The organism is Lentzea sp. NPDC003310, assembly GCF_040610935.1.
Lineage (GTDB): Bacteria > Actinomycetota > Actinomycetes > Mycobacteriales > Pseudonocardiaceae > Lentzea.
The window spans coordinates 149,082-167,155 of the sequence record NZ_JBEXNC010000008.1; the positions used below are offsets into that span (position 1 = coordinate 149,082).

16 protein-coding genes and 1 tRNA gene are annotated in these 18,074 nt (G+C 70.2%); 8 read left to right on the top strand and 9 right to left on the bottom strand.

Annotation, left to right across the window (positions count from 1 at the left end):
* Positions 1 to 51: 51 nt before the first annotated feature.
* From ABZX02_RS17900 to ABZX02_RS17910, 3 genes are all read right to left on the bottom strand, one after another.
* Entirely contained in the window at positions 52 to 5,517 is a 5,466-nt protein-coding gene (locus ABZX02_RS17900) for a carboxyl transferase domain-containing protein (protein WP_355299416.1), read from the bottom strand.
* Positions 5,518 to 5,749: 232 nt separating this feature from the next.
* A complete protein-coding gene (locus tag ABZX02_RS17905) occupies positions 5,750 to 6,241 on the bottom strand; it encodes a Gmad2 immunoglobulin-like domain-containing protein (protein WP_355299418.1) in 492 nt (163 codons plus the stop codon).
* A gap of 78 nt (positions 6,242 to 6,319) precedes the next feature.
* Positions 6,320 to 6,403, bottom strand: a tRNA-Tyr gene (locus tag ABZX02_RS17910).
* Positions 6,404 to 6,634: 231 nt separating this feature from the next.
* Between ABZX02_RS17910 and ABZX02_RS17915 the strand changes: the two genes are divergently transcribed.
* The 3 genes from ABZX02_RS17915 to ABZX02_RS17925 are packed head-to-tail and all read left to right on the top strand — an operon-like array spanning position 6,635 to position 9,959.
* Positions 6,635 to 9,190, top strand: coding sequence for an AAA family ATPase (locus tag ABZX02_RS17915; RefSeq protein WP_355299420.1), 2,556 nt, complete (start codon positions 6,635 to 6,637; stop codon positions 9,188 to 9,190).
* Positions 9,183 to 9,521: a hypothetical protein gene (locus ABZX02_RS17920; RefSeq protein ID WP_355299422.1), complete on the top strand. Its 339-nt coding sequence runs from the start codon at positions 9,183 to 9,185 to the stop codon at positions 9,519 to 9,521. Before ABZX02_RS17915 ends, ABZX02_RS17920 begins: the two co-directional genes overlap by 8 nt.
* A gap of 9 nt (positions 9,522 to 9,530) precedes the next feature.
* The gene (locus tag ABZX02_RS17925) at positions 9,531 to 9,959 is read left to right on the top strand and encodes a DUF4383 domain-containing protein (RefSeq protein ID WP_355299424.1); all 429 of its coding nucleotides are present in this window, start codon (positions 9,531 to 9,533) and stop codon (positions 9,957 to 9,959) included.
* Positions 9,960 to 9,966: 7 nt separating this feature from the next.
* Here ABZX02_RS17925 and ABZX02_RS17930 read toward each other — a convergent pair whose 3' ends face one another.
* Positions 9,967 to 10,440 (bottom strand): TspO/MBR family protein, encoded by a 474-nt coding sequence (locus ABZX02_RS17930; RefSeq protein ID WP_355299425.1) that lies wholly within the window; start codon positions 10,438 to 10,440, stop codon positions 9,967 to 9,969.
* On the bottom strand, positions 10,437 to 10,745 hold the full coding sequence (locus ABZX02_RS17935; protein ID WP_355299427.1) for a hypothetical protein: 309 nt from the start codon (positions 10,743 to 10,745) through the stop codon (positions 10,437 to 10,439). Before ABZX02_RS17935 ends, ABZX02_RS17930 begins: the two co-directional genes overlap by 4 nt.
* Before the next feature lie 128 nt (positions 10,746 to 10,873).
* On the opposite strand from ABZX02_RS17935, the gene ABZX02_RS17940 reads away from it, so the two are divergent.
* Positions 10,874 to 11,038: a hypothetical protein gene (locus ABZX02_RS17940; protein WP_355299429.1), complete on the top strand. Its 165-nt coding sequence runs from the start codon at positions 10,874 to 10,876 to the stop codon at positions 11,036 to 11,038.
* Positions 11,039 to 11,090: 52 nt separating this feature from the next.
* Here ABZX02_RS17940 and ABZX02_RS17945 read toward each other — a convergent pair whose 3' ends face one another.
* Both ABZX02_RS17945 and lnt read right to left on the bottom strand, forming a co-directional pair.
* Positions 11,091 to 11,858 (bottom strand): polyprenol monophosphomannose synthase, encoded by a 768-nt coding sequence (locus ABZX02_RS17945; protein WP_355299431.1) that lies wholly within the window; start codon positions 11,856 to 11,858, stop codon positions 11,091 to 11,093.
* A complete protein-coding gene (gene lnt / locus ABZX02_RS17950) occupies positions 11,842 to 13,332 on the bottom strand; it encodes an apolipoprotein N-acyltransferase (RefSeq protein WP_355299433.1) in 1,491 nt (496 codons plus the stop codon). Before lnt ends, ABZX02_RS17945 begins: the two co-directional genes overlap by 17 nt.
* A 148-nt stretch (positions 13,333 to 13,480) precedes the next feature.
* Between lnt and ABZX02_RS17955 the strand changes: the two genes are divergently transcribed.
* From ABZX02_RS17955 to ABZX02_RS17970, 4 genes are all read left to right on the top strand, one after another.
* The gene (locus ABZX02_RS17955) at positions 13,481 to 14,689 is read left to right on the top strand and encodes a transposase (protein ID WP_355299435.1); all 1,209 of its coding nucleotides are present in this window, start codon (positions 13,481 to 13,483) and stop codon (positions 14,687 to 14,689) included.
* 55 nt (positions 14,690 to 14,744) lie between these two features.
* Complete coding sequence (locus tag ABZX02_RS17960; RefSeq protein WP_355299437.1) at positions 14,745 to 16,103, top strand: AMP-binding protein; 1,359 nt, start codon at positions 14,745 to 14,747, stop codon at positions 16,101 to 16,103.
* Between the two features lie 28 nt (positions 16,104 to 16,131).
* A complete protein-coding gene (locus ABZX02_RS17965; protein WP_355299439.1) occupies positions 16,132 to 16,737 on the top strand; it encodes a TetR/AcrR family transcriptional regulator in 606 nt (201 codons plus the stop codon).
* A gap of 125 nt (positions 16,738 to 16,862) precedes the next feature.
* On the top strand, positions 16,863 to 17,057 hold the full coding sequence (locus ABZX02_RS17970; RefSeq protein WP_090064506.1) for a PspC domain-containing protein: 195 nt from the start codon (positions 16,863 to 16,865) through the stop codon (positions 17,055 to 17,057).
* Here ABZX02_RS17970 and ABZX02_RS17975 read toward each other — a convergent pair.
* Both ABZX02_RS17975 and ABZX02_RS17980 read right to left on the bottom strand, forming a co-directional pair.
* Complete coding sequence (locus tag ABZX02_RS17975) at positions 17,032 to 17,202, bottom strand: DUF397 domain-containing protein (protein ID WP_355299441.1); 171 nt, start codon at positions 17,200 to 17,202, stop codon at positions 17,032 to 17,034. The genes ABZX02_RS17970 and ABZX02_RS17975 overlap by 26 nt on opposite strands.
* A gap of 10 nt (positions 17,203 to 17,212) precedes the next feature.
* Positions 17,213 to 18,031 carry a helix-turn-helix transcriptional regulator gene (locus tag ABZX02_RS17980; RefSeq protein ID WP_355299442.1) on the bottom strand — a complete coding sequence of 273 codons (819 nt, stop codon included), beginning with the start codon at positions 18,029 to 18,031 and terminating at the stop codon, positions 17,213 to 17,215.
* Positions 18,032 to 18,074: the final 43 nt, after the last annotated feature.

Genomic DNA, 18,074 nt, shown 5'->3' on the forward strand with positions numbered 1-18,074 from the left:
CAGGAAAAGGCCCGGCCGTCCACCGAGGACGACCGGGCCTGATTCTAGGTGTTACTTCGCGAGACCGTCCTCAACAGCCTTGATGATCGCCGGCCTCAACTCGGCAGCAGAGATGATCGCATCCACAGCCCCGACCTCGACAGCACGCTGAACACTGTGCACCCGGTCGAACTCGGCAGCCATCTCGTTCAACTTCTCCGTCCGAACAGACTGCCGGGTAGAAGCCAGCTCCCCGGTCAAAGCAGCCCGCTCAGCCCCAGAAGCCTCCGCCACAGCCGACTCCAGCTTCTTCACCCGAGGATCGTTGGCCGTACGACCATCGACCTCGCGAGCGAACACCACGGCCGCGGCAGGCGCTCCACCGATGACCGAGGCGAACGACCCCTCGACGGCCAGCACCGTCATGGACGGGTTCAGGGCCTTCGAGAAGACCACGAACGCGCCACCGTGGTACCGCGAGATCACGGTGAACACGATCGGCCCGCGGAAGTTGACGATCGCCCGGCCGATCTCGGCGCCGTACTCGAGCTGCAGCTCCCGCATCGACTCCGGCGACCCGTCGAACCCGGACAGGTTCGCGAGCACCACCAGCGGCCGGTTCCCGGAGGCAGCGTTGATCGCGCGGGCCGCCTTCTTCGACGACTTCGGGAACAGCGTGCCGGCGGTGTAGGTGTCCGGGCCGTCGGTGGGCGGGAAGCCGGTGCGGGCGACGCCGCGTGACTCGATGCCCAGCAGCGTCACCGGGATGCCGCCGAGGTGCACGTCCTGGACGACGGCGGTGTCGGCGTCGGCCATGCCGGCCCAGCGCTCCAGCACCTCGTGGTCCTGGTCGGACAGCGCGCGCATCACCGTGCGGATGTCGAACGGCTTCTTGCGGTCCGGGTTGGACTCGATCGAGAAGATCTCGCCGACCGTGGTGAACGGGCTGTCGCCGACGACGTGCGGGTACACAGACACGTCACGGGAGACCGGGTCGCTCGAAGCAACGCGACGAGGACCGGCCTCGCCCGGCGCGATGTAGCTGTGCTCGTAGTGGCCCAGGAGCACGTCGAACGCCGAGCGCAGGTTCGGAGCCCAGTACTGCGCCTGGCCGTTCGGGCCCATGACGCGGTCGTAGCCGCCGATGCCGTAGTTGTCCTCCGCCGAGACGCCGCCGGAGAAGTCGAGCGCCTGCTTTCCGGTCAGCACCATCGCCGAGTCCGGCGTCATGACCAGGATGCCCTTGGTGTGCATGAGCATCGTGGCCTCGGCGTTCCAGTACGGCTGGGCGCCGACGTTGATGCCGTTGACGACGACGTTGATCTCGCCACCGTCCTGCGTGAACTCGACGATCCGCTTCAGAGCGGCCGCGACCCAGTCCATGTTCTCGACACCGGAGCTCATCGAGATCTTCGCGCCGGACGAGAGCGAGAACCACTCCAGCGGCACGGAGAGCGTCTCGGCCAGGTCGATCGCGTGGATCACTCGCGAGCACTCGGGCTCGGCCAGCGCGCCCAGCGACTTGGTCGGGTCGCCCAGCAGCACCACGCGCTTCATGCCCTCGGGGTACGCCGGGGTCGGGGTGGTGACCACACCGACGACGATGCCCGCCTTGTTGCCGCCGCGCGGGCGGTCGACCGGCACCAGGGCGCCGTCGACGAGGTCGTGCTCCACGAACGAGCCGCCGTCGCCGACGAGCATGTCGACCAGCTCGTACGGGTAGATCGTGCCACGCGACTGGGCGCGCAGGACGTTCTGGCGGTAGTCGTCCAGGGGCTGGATCGGGTCGGTCGGCGGCTGCACGAACGAGAACCGCACGCCGGCGCCGGCGTCGTTCGCGATCCGCACACCGATGTCGGTGAGCTCACCGGAGACCGGGTCGCGGCGGCGCGCCAGGAACAGGACCTCTTCGAGGTCGAGGCCCGCGGTCGTCGGCAGCACGCGCTGGCCGATGGCGTCGAGGTCCTTCGAGCCGAGCTCGGTGGGCGGCCACGCGTAGAGCACCACGCGGTTGGTCGCCAGACGCGTGCGGCCACCGGACTGCGCACGAGCCCGGCGGATGCCGTCGAGGCACGTCGCGAGCACGTCCTCCGCGGCGGGCAGCGCCACGATCCGGCCCTCGTCGTCGCGCAACGGGGTCAGGTCGCGGACCTGGCCGAGCGCGACGAGCCGCTCGTCGGACTTGTTCGCCTTGGCCACGGCGCGGAACAGGTAGACGTCCTCGTCCACAGAGGACAGCCGGGTGAGGTCGAACTCGCGCAGGCGCTCCAGCTGCATGCGTTCGGCGATGCGCGGGTGCAGCCCGCGCACCAGCCTCTCCTCCGCGAACCCGTTCGACGACGGGCGGAACGTGAAGTGGTGGTGCATCGACTCGCCGCGGCGGCCCGCCACGGTGGTGGTGATGCGGGTGATCGTCGGCGGCAGCGGGTGCGACGCGAGCGCGGCACCGAGTCCGGCGGCCATCTCGTCCTGGTCGGACGGTCCGCCGGGCCAGTTGACGTAGAGGTCCGCGACGACCGCGCTGCCGTGGCCGTGCTTGACCACGTCGCCGATCGCCTCGGCGAGCGACGGGAACTCCACCGCCGTCGACACGAGCCGGGTCTGCTCGGGCTCGTTCTCCGCGAGGAAGAACGCCCCGGTCACGCGCGGGTTCTCCAGCGCCTTCTTGGTGTAGTAGCGGCGGGCCAGCACCTCCAGCAGCGGGGTGTTGTCCGCGCCGGGCTTGCCGATGCGCTGGCCGAGCAGGCGCACCAGCGGTTCGGCCGACGCGACCATCGCGACGATCCGCTCCTCGCGGTCCGCGGCGTCCGGCTGCGCGTCCAGGTGGATCAGGTGCTTGCGGACCTCGCTGTGCACGCGGGCGCGGTTGCGGCGCACCAGCGGCTGGGCGAACCAGGTGAACACGACGCTGCGGGCCAGGTCGGCCACGGCCGGGTAGCGGACCTGGGTGGCGGCGACGATGTGCTCCAGCACCAGGCCGACGCGGACCCGCTCGGACTCGACCGGCGGCGCCTCCTGCACCCACTGGCGCAGCAGGGTGGTCGCGACGGCCGCGTCGAACACGCCGCGGCGCAGCGCCACGAAGATCCGGAAGACGGCCTGCTCCAGCTCCGGCGTCCGGTCGAGCTCGGTGATGCCGTAGTGGCCGATCACGTTCGCCAGGCGGGCGCGGAAGCCCTCCGGCAGCGCGGCGCGGTCGGCGTCGAGCGTCTTCAGGTACGTGTGGAAGTGCTCGCGCGGGGAGTGGATGTGGTTCTCCGGCTTGGTCTCCTCGCCGGCCGGGCGGTTGCGCGAGAGGTCGCACAGGTCGGCGAAGATGCCGAGCAGCTCGGCCTCCTGCACGAGCGGGCGTTCCGCGAGGTCCTGCCGCGCGTCCATGTAGCTCTTCAGCACCCGGTCGGTCTCGGCGGCCGTGGTGTCGAAGCCCAGCAACAGGTTGCGCAGGTCGTCGATACCGCTCGCGACGAGCTCCTCCGGCAGGACGTCCGCGCGCGGCGCGGGCAGCTCCAGCTCGACCGCCGACTCGGACTTCGCCACCTCGGCGGCGCCGGCCTCGTCCTCGATCTCCTCCAGCTTGAGCAGCGCGCCACCGGCGGGCACCTGGGTGCCGACGACGACGTTGAGCTCCTTGAGCCGGGCGCGGAACGGCGCGCGCAGCACCGTCTCCATCTTCATCGCCTCGAGCACCAGCACGGGTGCCCCGGCCTCGACCTCGGCACCGACCGCGAGCGGCGTGGCGACGACGAGCGCGGGCATCGGCGAGCGCAGCACGCCGCCCTCGTCACGGGTCACGCGGTGGGTGACGCCGTCGACCTCGACCTGGTGGACCGGGCCGTGCGTGCCGGTGACGACGCGGAACCGCGTGCCGTTGACGGTGATCTGGCCGACGTGGTGGTCGAACCGCTCGACGTCGACGTCCCCGGTCAGCACGGTGCCGGAGTCCGCGGCGGACACGCCGACGCGGTAGCTCGTGGCGCCGACGCGGGCGACGTTCACGACGTAGGGCTGGCCGCGCAGCACGAACTCCAGCTTGACCGCGCCCTCGTGGTTCGTGCGCGGCTGGCCACCGCGGGCGGACGCCAGCAGTTCGGTGCGGTTGATCTGCTCCTCGTCCTCGTACACCTCGATGCCGGCCGCGGCCAGCGCGATCGCGGAGTGGCGGTGCGAGACCAGGCCGCCGTCGGCGCGGACGCGGTCGATCCACGAGGTGTCGGCCGAGCCGTCGATCACGGCGGGCTCGTCGAGCAGGTCGAGCACGAAGCTCTTGTTGGTCGTGCCGCCCTCGATGATGACCGTGGTCTCGGCCATCGCGCGGCGCAGCTTGCCGAGCGCCTCGTCGCGGGTCCGGCCGTACGCGATGATCTTCGCGATCATCGAGTCGAAGTCGGCGGGGATCTGCGAGCCCTCGGCCACACCGGTGTCGACGCGGATGCCGGGGCCGGCGGGCAGCTCGAGACGAACGATCGTGCCGGGGCACGGCGCGAAGTCGCGGTCCGGGTCCTCGGCGTTCAGGCGCGCCTCGACCGCGTGACCCTGCTCGACGGGCTTGACGCCTTCGAGCCTGCCGCCGCCCGCGACGTGCAGCTGGGCCTTGACCAGGTCGAAGCCCGTGGTGATCTCGGTGATCGGGTGCTCGACCTGCAGGCGGGTGTTGACCTCGAGGAACGCGAAGAGCTTCTCCCCGGGGTGGTAGAGGAACTCGACGGTGCACGCGCCGCGGTAGCCCACCGCGTTCGCGAGCCGCTCGGCGGAGGCCTTCAGCTCGTCGACCTGGTGCTGCTCCAGCACGCAGGAGGCCGACTCCTCGATGATCTTCTGGTTGCGCCGCTGCACCGAGCAGTCGCGGACGCCGAGCGCCCACGCCGTGCCCTGGCCGTCGGCGATGACCTGCACCTCGACGTGCCGGGCGCCGGTGACGAGGCGCTCCAGGAACATCACGCCGGAGCCGAACGCGCGCTCGGCCTCCATGCTGGTGCGGTCGAAGTTCTCCTCCATCTCGGCGGGAGAGGTGATCTTGCGGATGCCGCGGCCGCCACCACCGGCGGTCGCCTTCAGCATCAGCGGGTAGGTGACCTCCTCGGCCACCTTCAGGGCGTGCTCGAGGTTCTCGACGGCGCCGCGCGACCACGGCGCGACCGGCACGCCGACCTCCTCGGCGATCAGCTTCGAGCCGATCTTGTCGCCGAGCTTGCGCATGGCCTCGGCGGACGGACCGACGAACGTGACGCCGACCTTCTCGCAGAGCTCCGCGAACTCCGGGATCTCGGCGACGAAGCCCCAGCCGACCCACGCGGCGTCGGCCTTCGTCTCGACGAGCGCCTTCTCCAGGACCTGCAGGTTCAGGTACGGGCGGTCGGCGGCGAGGCCGAGGTTGTAGGCCAGGTCGGCTTCCCGCACGAACGGCGCCGACTTGTCGACATCGGTGTACAGGGCGACGGTCTCGATCCGTTCCCCTGACTCGGCGGCGAGTTCACGGACGGCGTGGATCAGCCGCATTGCGGCTTCCCCGCGGTTGACGATCGCTACACGACTGAACAACGACTTCTCTCCTCGCGGACAGACAACCTCAGCGGCAGTCGCCGCCCAATCGATGTACACACTCTCGTCTACTTACGGGTAACAAAACCGCTAGTACGGAACGAGTTGAGCAGCGTGCTTTGTATGAAACCAACAAGCCACCAGGTCCTCGGCACAGCTTCACTTGAGCCCGTGTCCCAACTCACGACCCGGGTCCTCCCCCTTGTCCGCTTCGGGGAGGACCCGGCCGGTCCTACGGCTGCGGGACCCGGATCACGGTGCCCGGGGTGATCACGTTCGGGTCGGTGATGACGTGCGGGTTCGCCCGCACCAGTCGCGTGTAGAGGGTGCCGCTGCCGTAGAAGTGGGTGGCGATGGCCCACAACGTGTCACCGGCCTTGATCTTGTACTCCTGGTACACGCGGTAGCCGGGCACGATCCGCGGCCCGTAGACGACCGGCACGATGACCTTGTCGAGCTCGGCGCCGTCCTTCGGCGAGACCCAGAACACCTCGACGAAGAGCCGGTCCAGGGCGAACGACGCGCCGGAGACGTCGACCTGCACCTGGAACTGGCCGTGGCCTCCGGTGCCGTCGCCCGCCATGAAGCCGCCGACGACCTCGTCGTGGCCTTCGTGGATCCGGTAGTTGAACTGGGCCTCGAACGCTCCGCCCGCGGTGCCGGCGATGTGCACGTGGCTCCCGACCAGGCCCTGCGGCCGGGGCTGCTGGATGTCGATGGACATGTCTTCCCCTTCCCTCCACCGGTAGGTCGTGGAGGCACAGGGCGTCGTTGCCGGGGTTCACCCCGGTGGCGCAACGGCTGGTGGTGGAGGTCGGAGTCGAACCGACTCTGCGCGAGGCTCCCGTTTTACAGACGGGCGGGGCTCCACAGCCCCTTCTCCACCATTGTTCGAGCACATTTCCAGCGCACGAAAAAGCCGCCCGGCCCGTTCTGCACGGGCGGGCGGCTCTCGACGTCGGCGAGGCCTTACGGCATCACGACGGAGAGCCTGAGCTGGGCTGATAGCTGCGATAGCGGCGCATGCGGACCACCTTGCCCGATCTTGCGGGGACCCGCGAACGATTTATCGCGGAAACGCGGTCCCGGCGGCGGGCGATATCCAGGCGTGCAGGTCGTGGGACGCGCTCGCGAGCTGGCCGCGGTCCGGTCGTGGCTCGTGGCGGAGACCGGGCGGCTGGTGCTCTGCGGCGGCGAGCCGGGCATCGGCAAGACGCGGCTGGCCCAGGAACTGGCCGGCCACGCGCTCGCACTCGGCCGGGAGGTCGTCTGGGGCCACTGCGTCGAGACGGCCGGGGCGCCGGCGTTCTGGCCGTGGCGGCAGGTGCTCAAGGCGGCCGGCGCCGATCCCGAGGTGGTGCTCGCGCACGACGCCGAGGTGCCGCAGGACCGGTTCCGGGTGTTCGACGCGGTCGCGGCCGCGCTCGACCGGGACGGCCTGGTGGTCGTGGTCGAGGACGTCCACTGGGCCGACGAGGCGTCGCTGCTCGTGCTCGCCCACCTCGCCACCCACCTGCGGGGCGTGCTGCTGTTCGCGACCTTCCGAGACCCCTGCCCCGCGGTCGCGGACCTGATGCGCGCGGCCGAGCGGATCGACCTGCACGGACTGGCCGCCGACGACGTCGCCCAGCTCGTCGGCCCCGAGCACGCGGCCACGATCACCGAGCTGACCGGCGGCAACCCGTTGTTCGTCACCGAGATCGCCCGCGCGGCCGCGGACGGCACGTGGCGTGCGGACCAGCCGCCGCGCAGCGTCCGCGACATCGTCACCGCCCGGCTCGCACGGTTGTCCCCGCCGGCGCGGGAGCTGGTGAAGACGGCGGCGCTGATCGGCCGCGACTTCGACCTGGACCTCGCCGAGGCGGCCTCGGGGCTGCCGATCGGCCTGCTGGACGAGGCGACGACGCTGATCGACGCGACCGGTCACCGGTTCGCGCACGCGCTGACCCGCGACGCCGTCGAGGCCGCGCTCTCCCCCGCCGAACGCCGCGCGCTGCACCGCCGGATCGCCGAGGCGATGGCGGACAGCACCCGCTACGCCGACGTCGCCCGGCACTGGCACGCCTGCGGCGCACCGGACGAGGCTCGCAAGTGGACGGTCCGTGCGGCGCAGGACGCGGTGCGGAGACTCGCCTACGAGGAGGGCGTGCGCCTCTACCGCGCGGCGGCGTCCATCGAGGACGGTCACGAGGTCCAGGTCGCGCTGGGCAGGGCCGCCTACTTCGCCGGGGACCTCGCGGGCTGCGTCGCGGCCGCCCAGCGCGCCGCCGAGCTCGCCGCGACGCCCGAGCAGGTCGCGGAGGCGGCCCTGGTCCTCGAAGCCGCGCCCGGCGCGGGCGTCAACGCGATCGCGACCCCGTTGTGCGACAACGCCCTGCGCCACGACGTCGGCCGCGCCACCCGCGCCCGGTTGCTCGCCCAGCGCAGCCACCTCGCGTTCTACCGCGGCGAGCAGCACCGGCTCGACGAGCTCAGCCGCGAGGCGCTGCGCCTGGCCCGGGGTGACGACCGCGCGCTCGCCGAGGCGCTGCACGCCCGGCAGGAGGCGTGCCCCGGTCCGGCCGGGCGCGCGGAACGCCTCGCGCTCGCCGCGGAGATGATCGGCCTCGCCCACCGCACGCACAGCCCGCGCGGCGCGATGTGGGGCTCGCTGTGGAGGGTGCACGCCCTGGTCGAGAGCGGCGAACTCGCTGCGGCGCAAGGAGAGCTGCCGGCGTTGAAGCTCGCGTGCGACCGGGTCGGCGGCCCGGTCCCGTTGTGGCACCTGGACGTCGTGACGGCGTGCCTCGCCCAGGCGCAGGGCCGGTTCGCGGAGGCGCGCGAAGTGGGCAGGCGCGGTTACGACCGGATGCGGGTCATCGAACGGGAACCGGCGTCGGGCGCGTACTTCGCGCTGCAGTGCGGTCTCGCCTGCCACCTGGACCCGACCGAGGACGGTCTCGCACTGGCCCGGCACTTCCACGACCCGCCGCCGCGGTTCCGGCTGATGTCGAAGCTCACCAGGGCGTTCCTGCTGCTGCGCGCGGGCCTGCGCGACGAGGCGCTGGACTTCTACCGCCGCTGCGGCCCGGTCGCGGAGTGGGACCTGCCCGCGTTCTTCGTGCTGCCCGGCCTGGTCGACGCCGTCCTGGCGACGTCCGGGCTCGGTCTGACCGACGACCTCGCGCTGGTCCTGCCCCGTCTCGCGGAGTTCCGCGGCGAGCACGCGGCCGGCAACGGCGTCGCCTACATGGGACCGGTGACGCTCGCGCTCGGCCGCGGCCACCTGGCGCTCGGCGCGCACGAGCAGGCCGTCGCCGACCTCACCGCCGCCGTCGACGAGGCCTCCGTGGCGGGCGCCCCCGCGTTCGCCGCCGAGGCCCGCTGGCACCTCGCGAAGGCGTTGCGCGCGCTGGGCCGCGACGCCGACGCCGTGCAGCGCGCCGCGGACCGGGCGATCCGCTCGCTGGGCATGACCGCGTTCGGCACGACCGAGCTGAGCGGCCGGGAGCACGAGGTCGCCCGCCTCGTCGCCGAAGGGCTCACGAACCGGCAGATCGCGCGGCGCCTCGTCATCTCCGAGCGCACCGCCCAGAACCACGTCCAGCACGTCCTGACCAAGCTCGGCTTCCGCTCGCGCAGTCAGATCGCGGCGTGGATGAGTACCTCGGCGAGTACTCCGGCGGATGGCTGACCAGCGCGAACTCCCTACCTTCAGCGGCAACGACCTGAAGGAGGACACCATGTGGCTCACCATCGCGACCCCGCCCACCCAGTCCCTCGACCAGCTCGACCAGGTGATGGGGGCGACCTCCCCGGACGGCCTGCGCGCCCGCTACGCCTGCCGGGCCGGCGGCGAGTTCCGGGTCATCGCCGTGTGGGACTCGCAGGAGCACGCCGACCGGTTCTTCCGCGAGGTGCTCGGCCCGGTCCTCGCCCGCGTGCTCGGTCCCGAACCGGCCGGTGCGCCCGCGATGACCGGCATGGAGGTGCTGCGGGAGTTCATTCCGGCGAACGCCGGGTAGCCACCCCGCATGCGACCAGTCCAATCGGCTGCCTCGGTGGTCGGCGCGGCGTTCCTGCTCGTCGGGGTTCTCGGCTTCGTCCCGGGCCTCACCACGCACTACGACGAGCTCGCCTTCGCCGGCCACTCGGGCGCCCTCCTGTTCGGCCTCTTCGCGGTCTCGGTCCTGCACAACCTCGTGCACCTGGTGTTCGGGGTGGCCGGGCTGCTGGCCGCGAAGACGACCCAGTTCGCCCGCGCGTACCTCGTCGTGGGCGGCGGGCTCTACGTCCTGCTGTGGGTGTACGGCTCGGCGATCGGCGAGCACACCGACGCGAACATCCTGCCGGTCAACACCGCCGACAACTGGCTGCACCTCGGCCTCGGCGCCGCGATGATCCTGCTGGGCGTGGTCACCACCGCGGTCGAACGCGCCCGCAGCGACTCCCCGGTCAACTGAGCCCGGGTCAGTTGAGCAGGGCGATCGACAGGTTCAGGGCCGCCGCGAAGCTCACCCAGCACAGGTAGGGCACGAGCAGCAGCCCGGCGGCCTTGCTGCGCCGGAAGAACCCCACGAGCACCGCGACGATCGCGAGCCACAGCACCACGATCTCGGCGAACGCCACCCAGAACCAGCCGAGCCCGAAGAACAACGGCGTCCAGGCCGCGTTCAGCACGAGCTGCGCGCCGAACAGGGTCAGCTCGCCCCGCGTCGCCCCGGCGCGCCACGCGAGCCAGCCGGAGGCCGCGATCATCACGTACAGCGTCGTCCACACCGGACCGAACAGCCACGCGGGCGGCGCCCACGACGGCTGCTCCAGTGCCATGTAGGTCGAGCCGGCGGAGACGGAGAAGAGCGACCCCACCACGGCGGTCACCAGCACGGCCGCCGCGAACAGCCCGAGAGCGCGGACGGGGTGCCGTTGCGATACCAGCGTCATGCCGGGGTGGTACCCGTTCCGGAACCGGGCAAAGCACGAATGATCCCGAGCACCGCCGCCCGGCTCGGCCGCGCCCGGTCGGCGGCGTCGAGCAGGGTCACCTCGTCGGCGAGCACGGCCGCGCGGATCTCGGCGGCGCGCTCGGGCAGCTCGGCCCGCAACGCCTCCACCAGCCGTGACCGCAGCGCCCGGCCCAGCGGGTCGTCGGACGGCTGCGGCCGCCAGTGCGCGCGCAGCACCCGTGCCGCCACGTCCTCTCCCCCGACCGCCCACAACAGGCGGATCATCCGGTCGGCGAGGCTCATGCGACAACGGTAATACCCGTCTCCCGACGCGACTCATTACCTTCGACCACGAATCTTTCCCAGAACGGGTAATGCGCGCGGGACTGTTCCCGACAGGGGATTCACCGACGAATCCCCGGAGGCGAGAAATGGCCTGGAACGGAAGACCCGCGAACTGCCGGAAGTGCCACGGCAGCACGATCCGCTGCGACACGTGCAAGGGCAACGGCAAGGTGCAGTGGACGTTCGGCGACTGCACCACCTGCGACGGAACGGGTCACGTGTGCCCGTCCGACGGGAAGTACTGGAGATGACCGCCACCACTTCGGACCGTTCCCGGGGAAACGGTCCGAAGTGGTCGCGCGACTACTTCTTCTTGCCCGCGAACAACGCCTTGACCTGGTTGCCGCGGCGGCGCAGGCCCCACTTCGTGACGCGGATCAGGGCCTCGCGCACGATGTTGCCGCTCATCTTCGACTCGCCGAACTCGCGCTCGAGGAACGTGATCGGCACCTCGCGCACCCGGAAGCCCAGCTCGATCGTCCGCCACAGCAGGTCGATCTGGAAGCAGTACCCGGCCGACGCGACCGAGGCGAGGTTCAGCTTGCGCAGCGTGTCCGCGCGGAACGCCCGGAAGCCGCCCGTCATGTCGCGGACGTTCGCACCCAGCGCGAGCCGCGAGTACAGCGAGCCGCCCAGCGACAGGAACTTGCGCTGCGCGGGCCAGTTCACGACCTCGCCGCCGGGCACCCAGCGCGAGCCGAGCACCAGGTCGGCCTTCGGAAGGGCGTCGAGCAGCCGGTGCAGCTGCTCCGGCGCGTGCGAGCCGTCGGCGTCCATCTCGCAGATGACGCCGTAGTCGCGGTCGAGCGCCCACTGGAAACCCGCGACGTACGCGGCGCCCAGACCGGCCTTCTCGGTGCGGTGCATCACGTGGACGCGGTCGTCAGCGGCCGCCATCTCGTCGGCGAGCTGGCCGGTGCCATCGGGGCTGCCGTCGTCGACCACCAGCACGTGCACCTCGGGCAGCGCCGTGTGCAGTCGCTTGACGATCTTTCCGATGTTGTCCCGCTCGTTGTAGGTCGGGATCACCACCAGCACCTGCCCGAGTTCCTGGTCAGGCTGCTGCGCCATTCGAGTCCTTCCGTCGTCGGGTGAAGCCCAGCACCAATGCCGCGAGGCCCGCAGCGGCGATCACCCACTCGGGCCAGGCTCCTAGCCAAGTCGCCAGCGTAGTCTGCGACCTCAGCGGCAGTGTCGCGACCAGGGCACCCGGCTCGAAAAGCCCAGTCTTCCGAGTGACGGAACCGTCGGGTTCGACGATCCCGCTGACCCCCGACGTGGCGGCCACGACGACCGCCCGGCCGTGCTCCACCGCCCGCAGCCTGGACATGGAAAGCTGCTGGTAGGTCATCTCCGTGTACCCGAACGTGGCGTTGTTCGTCGGGATCGCGATGATCGTCGCGCCGGCCGTCACGGAGTCGCGGACGACTGAGTCGAACGCCACTTCGTAACATGTGTCAAGTGCGACCTTCGCGGGCCCCATGACGAAACCCTCGGGGTCCGTGCCGGGCTGGAACCTCCCCGCCCGGTCCACCTCCTCGGCGAACAGCCGGAAGAACGACCGCAGCGGCATCGTCTCGCCGAACGGCTGCAGCTTGCGCTTGGTGTAGGTGTCGGTCGGCCCCTTGCCGGGCTCCCACAGCACCACGGTGTTGCGCGGCAGTCCGTCGTTCTGGTCGATGGTCACGGCGCCCACCGCGATCGGTGCCTTGATCGCGTCGGCGGCCGCGTCGATCACAGCGGCGGCGTCCGGGTTGCGGAACGGGTCGATGTCGGAGGAGTTCTCCGGCCAGATGACGATGTCGGGCTGCTTCTCCTTGCCGGCCTTCACGTCGTCGGCCAGCTGCGTGGTGCGCTTGGCGTGGTTGTCGAGCACGGCCCGGCGCTGCGCGTTGAAGTCGAGCCCGGCACGCGGCACGTTGCCCTGGATCGCCGCGATCGTGACGGTCCCGGCCGAGGCGTCCACCCCGACGGGGACGACGAGGCCGGCGAGCAGCGGCACGAGGACCAGCGGCACCCCCAGCCTCCAGTTCCGCGTGAGCCAGAACAGCCCGAACCCGGTCAGCACGACCGCGAACGTCACGAGCGGCGCCCCGCCGAGCGACGCGAGCGGCAGGTACCAGCCCTCCGGCTGCCCGAACGCGACCTTGCCCCAGGTGAAGCCGCCGAACGGGAAGACGCCGCGCAGCGCCTCGTCCGCCACCCACAGGCACGCGGCCCACACCGGCCAGCCCGGCACGCGGGACGCGGCCGCCATCGCCGCGGTGCCGAGCGAGATCATCAGCGCGCAGACGAACGCCAGCGGCAGCCACGCGATCAGCCCGACGAACTCCCCCGTCCACCGCAGCAGCGGCACCATGAACCCGAGCCCGAACAGCAGCCCGTACCCGAACCCGGCGCGCGCCCGCCTGTCGAAGATCACATGCGCGAGGAGCGCGAACCCCACCGGCGCCAGGAACCACAGCGGGCGCGGCGGAAAGCTCAGGTAGACCAGCACACCGCCGGCGACGGCGAGTGCCATGCGCGTGAGAACCGGAAGGCTCACTTTTCGCCTGCGCGCGGGCGATTCCGGCGATTCCGGCGCGATGGGGGGTGCGACCACCCGATCAGCGTACGAGGCCCAGGAGTACACAGGACGTGTGCCCAGGGCGACTCACCGACGAGATGATCTTGCGAGAATATAATTCGGGACCATGCGAGCCGGATATCGCTATCGGATCGAACCGACCGAGCCTCAGAAGGAGCTGCTCGCCCGCACGTTCGGGTGCGCTCGCGTGGTGTACAACGACGCCGTCCGCTGCCGCGAGGAGGCATTTCGAGCAGGGGTCAAGTTGACTCCAACCGACGTGCAACGGCAGGTCATCACCCAGGCCAAAACCCGCGAGGACCGGTCGTGGCTGTCGGAAGTCGCGTCAGTGGCCCTCGTGCAGTCCGTGCGGGACGCGAACCAGGCTTACAGCAACTTCTTCGCCTCGGTGAAAGGCAGGCGCGCCGGACGGCGGATCTGCGCACCGAAGTTCAAGTCGCGCAAGGCGACCCGTCAGACCTTCCGGCTGACCCGCAACGGCTTCATCGTGCGCCCGGACGGGCGGTTGTACGTCGCGAAGGTAGGGCACCTGCGAGTTCGTTGGTCGCGTCCCCTACCCGCGACACCGAGTTCGGTGACGATCATCCTGGAACCGGATGGCCACTACTACGCGAGCTTCGTGACAGAGATCAACCGTGCACCACTTCCGTTCACGGACCGGGAGGCAGGAGTCGACCTCGGCATCGCTGTGCTCGCCGCGGTTGCCGATACAACCGGTCGTCACACGACTGTGCCCAACCCGAAGCACCTTGACGCGAAACGGCGCAAACTCGCCCGGCTGCAGCGACGTAACGCGCGTCGCGTCCCAGGCAGCACGAACCGGGCGAAGTCCCGCCGCGCGATTGCCGTGCAGCACGGCAAGGTCGCCCGCTGCCGGCGGGACTTCCACCACAAGCAGGCACTCCACCTGATTCGCGAGAACCAAGCGATCTACGTGGAGGATCTGAACGTCGGCGGAATGCTCCGCAACCACCGGCTCGCACGAGCCACTTCGGATGCCGGATGGGCGCAGTTCGTCCGACTGCTGAAAGAGAAAGCCGAACGACACGGTCGCGTGGTGCACAAGGTGTCCCGTTGGCTGCCAAGCTCCAAGACATGTTCGGTTTGTGGTCACGTCATGGATGAGATGCCCCTGAAAGTCAGGTCTTGGAGCTGCCCCGTCTGCCGGACGAAGCACGACCGGGACCACAACGCTGCTCGGAACATCCTCGCCGCCGGGCGGGCGGAGAGACAAAACGCCTGCGGAGCCTCAGTAAGTCCTCCCCTGCGGGAGGCGGTGGGCAATGAACCAGGAAGCATCCAGGTCACGGTCTGACCGCGCCGGAATCTCTGGCGTTCGAGCCAGGGAGCACGTCAACTATGTCGATCTTGTGCTCGAACGACTGTCCACAGACGACGAACGCGAGGCCCTGATCGGCGGCGACACCAGACTCACCCGCGCGCAGGCCCGTGACCTGCTGCTCCGCCTCGCCGACGGCCTGGCGAGCCGCGGCGTCGGCCCCGGCGACGGCGTGGCCGCCTTCGTCGGCAACACCCCCGAGGCCGTCCTGCTCGTCGTCGCCGTCCACCTCCTCGGCGCCCGGCTCGTCTACGTACCGCCCGAACCGGGCACGAACGAACTGAAAGCGCTGGTCGAGCGCGCGGACGTGAAGGGTGTCGTGGTCGACCCGGCCTTCAGCACCCGCCTCGACGGCCGGCCCCTCGCGGACCTGCCGGGCGAGCCCGTCGAACGCACGCCCGCGCCGGACTACACCACGATCATGTACACCGGCGGCACGACCGGCCTGCCGAAGCTCGCCGTCCACCACGCTGACGGCCGGTGGGAGGCGTTCCGGCACACGCCCGCGATGAACGTCCTCTGCAACACCCTCATCACCCACGGCAGCGGTGCCGCGGCCTGCCAGCTCGCGCTCACCACCGCCTCGAAGCTCGTGCTGGGGCCGTCGGTGTTCGACGCGGACACGTGCGTCCGGCTGATCCGCGACGAGAAGATCACCATGACCGTGTTCGTGCCGCCGATGATGTACGAGGTGCTCGACCACCCGGACTGCCCCGGCCCTCAGCTGGGCTACGTCATCGTCGGCGGGTCCGCGCTCGCACCCCGGCGGCTGCGGCAGGCGGTCGAGCGGTGGGGGCCGGTCGTCAACCAGGCCTACGGCATGACGGAGGCCATGTCGATCACGATGATGCCCGCCGCGGAGGTCGACCTCGACAGGCCGGACTCCCTGCGCACGGTCGGCAGGCCCAACCCCCTGATGGAGGTGGAGACGCGCGACGGTGACATTTGGGTGCGCGGCCCGTTCGTCATGCAGGGCTATTGGGGTGAAGCCCCATTGAGCGAAACGGCGGATGGCTGGTTCAACACCGGCGACGTGGGTCATTTCGACGACGACGGTTACCTGTACCTCGACGACCGCAGCAAAGACGTCATCGTCACTGGTAGAACGTCCGACAACGTCTATTCGCGACTGCTAGACGACTTTCTCGTCTCGTTGCCCGGCATTCGGCAAGCGGCGGCCGTGGCCAGGCCGGACGAGGCGCTCGGCGAGGCCGTGCACGTTTTCCTGGTCGCCGACGGACCGGATGTCGATGTCGACAGGATTCGTGCTTCGGTCGTGGCCGAACTGGGTGAGCTCTACCAGCCCAGAGGGGTCACGATCCTGCCGGAACTGCCCAAGACGACGATCGGAAAGGTCGACAAGCGCAAGTTGCGTTCCCTGTTTCGGTAAGGTTCTGGACAAACCCGGGAGGTGACGGATGCCCCGTCCTAGCGTGGAAGCCGAACGCAAGGCGCAGATCCTCGCGTCCACCTGCAAGGTGATCGCGGCCGAGGGCTTCCGCCACCTCCGGGTGTCCGACGTGGCGAAGGACGCGGGCGTCTCCGGCGGCACGGTCCACTACTACTTCGAGACCAAGCGCGAGCTCACCGACGCGGCATTCGAGCACTGCTTTGAGCAGTCGGTGCGGCGCCGCCGGTGGATCCTCGAGTCGGACGAGCCGCCGCTCTCGCGGCTGCGCATGGTGGTCGAGTCGTACCTGCCCGAGGGCGCGGAGACCGTCGAGGCGTGGAAGGTCTGGGTCGAGCTCTGGGTCGAGGCCATCCGCAACCCGGAGCTGCAGGACCTCAACGAGCGCTTCTACGGCGAGTGGCGCGACATCGTGGCGAGCATCTTCCGCGCCGGCCAGGAGTCCGGGGACATCCACGACTCCGGCGACCCGCTGGAGCTCGCGAACATGATGGTCAGCATGCTCGACGGCCTGGCGCTGCAGGTGCTCGCGGGGTCGCGGGCGATGACGGTCGACGTCATGCGCGCCACGTGCCTGCGGTTCGTGGACCAGTTGTCCACCGCGTCCGTCGCCTAGGCCAACGTTCCGGGTTCCCGTTCTGTTGCAGCGCGAATCCCCGGATTCGCGTGACGTCGCTCATCGGGGTCGAACCAGGGTTCGCCCCCGATGCGAGGAGCGGCCGCGTGCCGCACAGTGGGTGTATGACCACGACAGTTGCTTTGAGCAGGCCCAGGACCAACCGGATGATCGCGGGTGTCTGCGCGGGGCTCGCCCAGCGCTGGGGGATGAAGGCGGGCACCGTGCGCCTTCTGTTCCTGCTGTCCTGCCTTCTGCCGGGACCGCAGTTCGTCGTCTACCTCGTGCTGTGGGTCATGCTGCCGGACCGCGGCTACTGACGAACCGCAGGAACGCTGCCCACGCTGCCGGCTCGACCGGCACGTGGGCGGCGGGCGCCTTCGAGTCCCGGATGCCGACACCGCGCCCGACCTCGACGCAGTCCTGGCCGGTCGCGCTGTAGCTGCTCTTCCGCCACTCGACCATCCGAGCCTCCTCAGGACGCGATCCTGGTGATCAACTCCCTCGATTCTTCCCTACCGAGGGCGACGCGGTCCATGTGCCTCACCACGTCCTGGTAGAGGCCGATCGAGGCCTTGTCGTCGAGGAACAGTGCCGTGTTCAGCCCTCCGTCGAACACGACCGGCTCGTACTTCTCGAACTTCAGCAGGGTGAAGTCGCCGGTGAGCGCACGCCCCGCCGGAACCACCCGCAGGGTGATGTACGGGCGGATCATCATGCGCAGCAACTCGTGCACCTGCTCGGTCAGCACGTCGCCGCCGCCGACAGGCGAGTGCAACACGGGCTCGTACACGTAGAAGACGAACTTCTTGTGCCCCGCCACGATTCCGGTGCGCTCGATGCGGGCCGAGACCCACTCCCCCAGGTCGTCGTCCTTGACGAACGGCGAGTCCTCGCCGACCGCGCGTGCGTAGGACTCGGTCTGCAGCAGGCCGGGGACGAACAGCGAGCTCCAGATCACGATCTCCTTGGCGAGCCGCTCGTGCTGGATCAACGTGCGCACGTGCGGCGGCAGCACGGACTCGTAGAGCTGGAGCCAGCCCTTCTCCCGCGACTGCAGGAAGAGCGCCTTCAGGTACTGGAACTCGGCCTGCTTCGCACCGCACGCGCCGAGCAGGTAGGTGAACTCCTCCAGCGAGGTCCCGCCCTTGCCGTTCACCAGGTCCGACAGCTTGGCGTGCTCCCAGCCGAGCCTGCGCGCCAGCTCGGACTCCTTCGCCCCGGTGGTGGCGATCAGCGCGCGGAGGTTCTCGCCGAACTCCCGACCCTGCACAGTGGACACTCTCTTCGGCATGCCGGAAAAGCTAGCGCCACCGCTGCGCCGACCTCCATTGCTT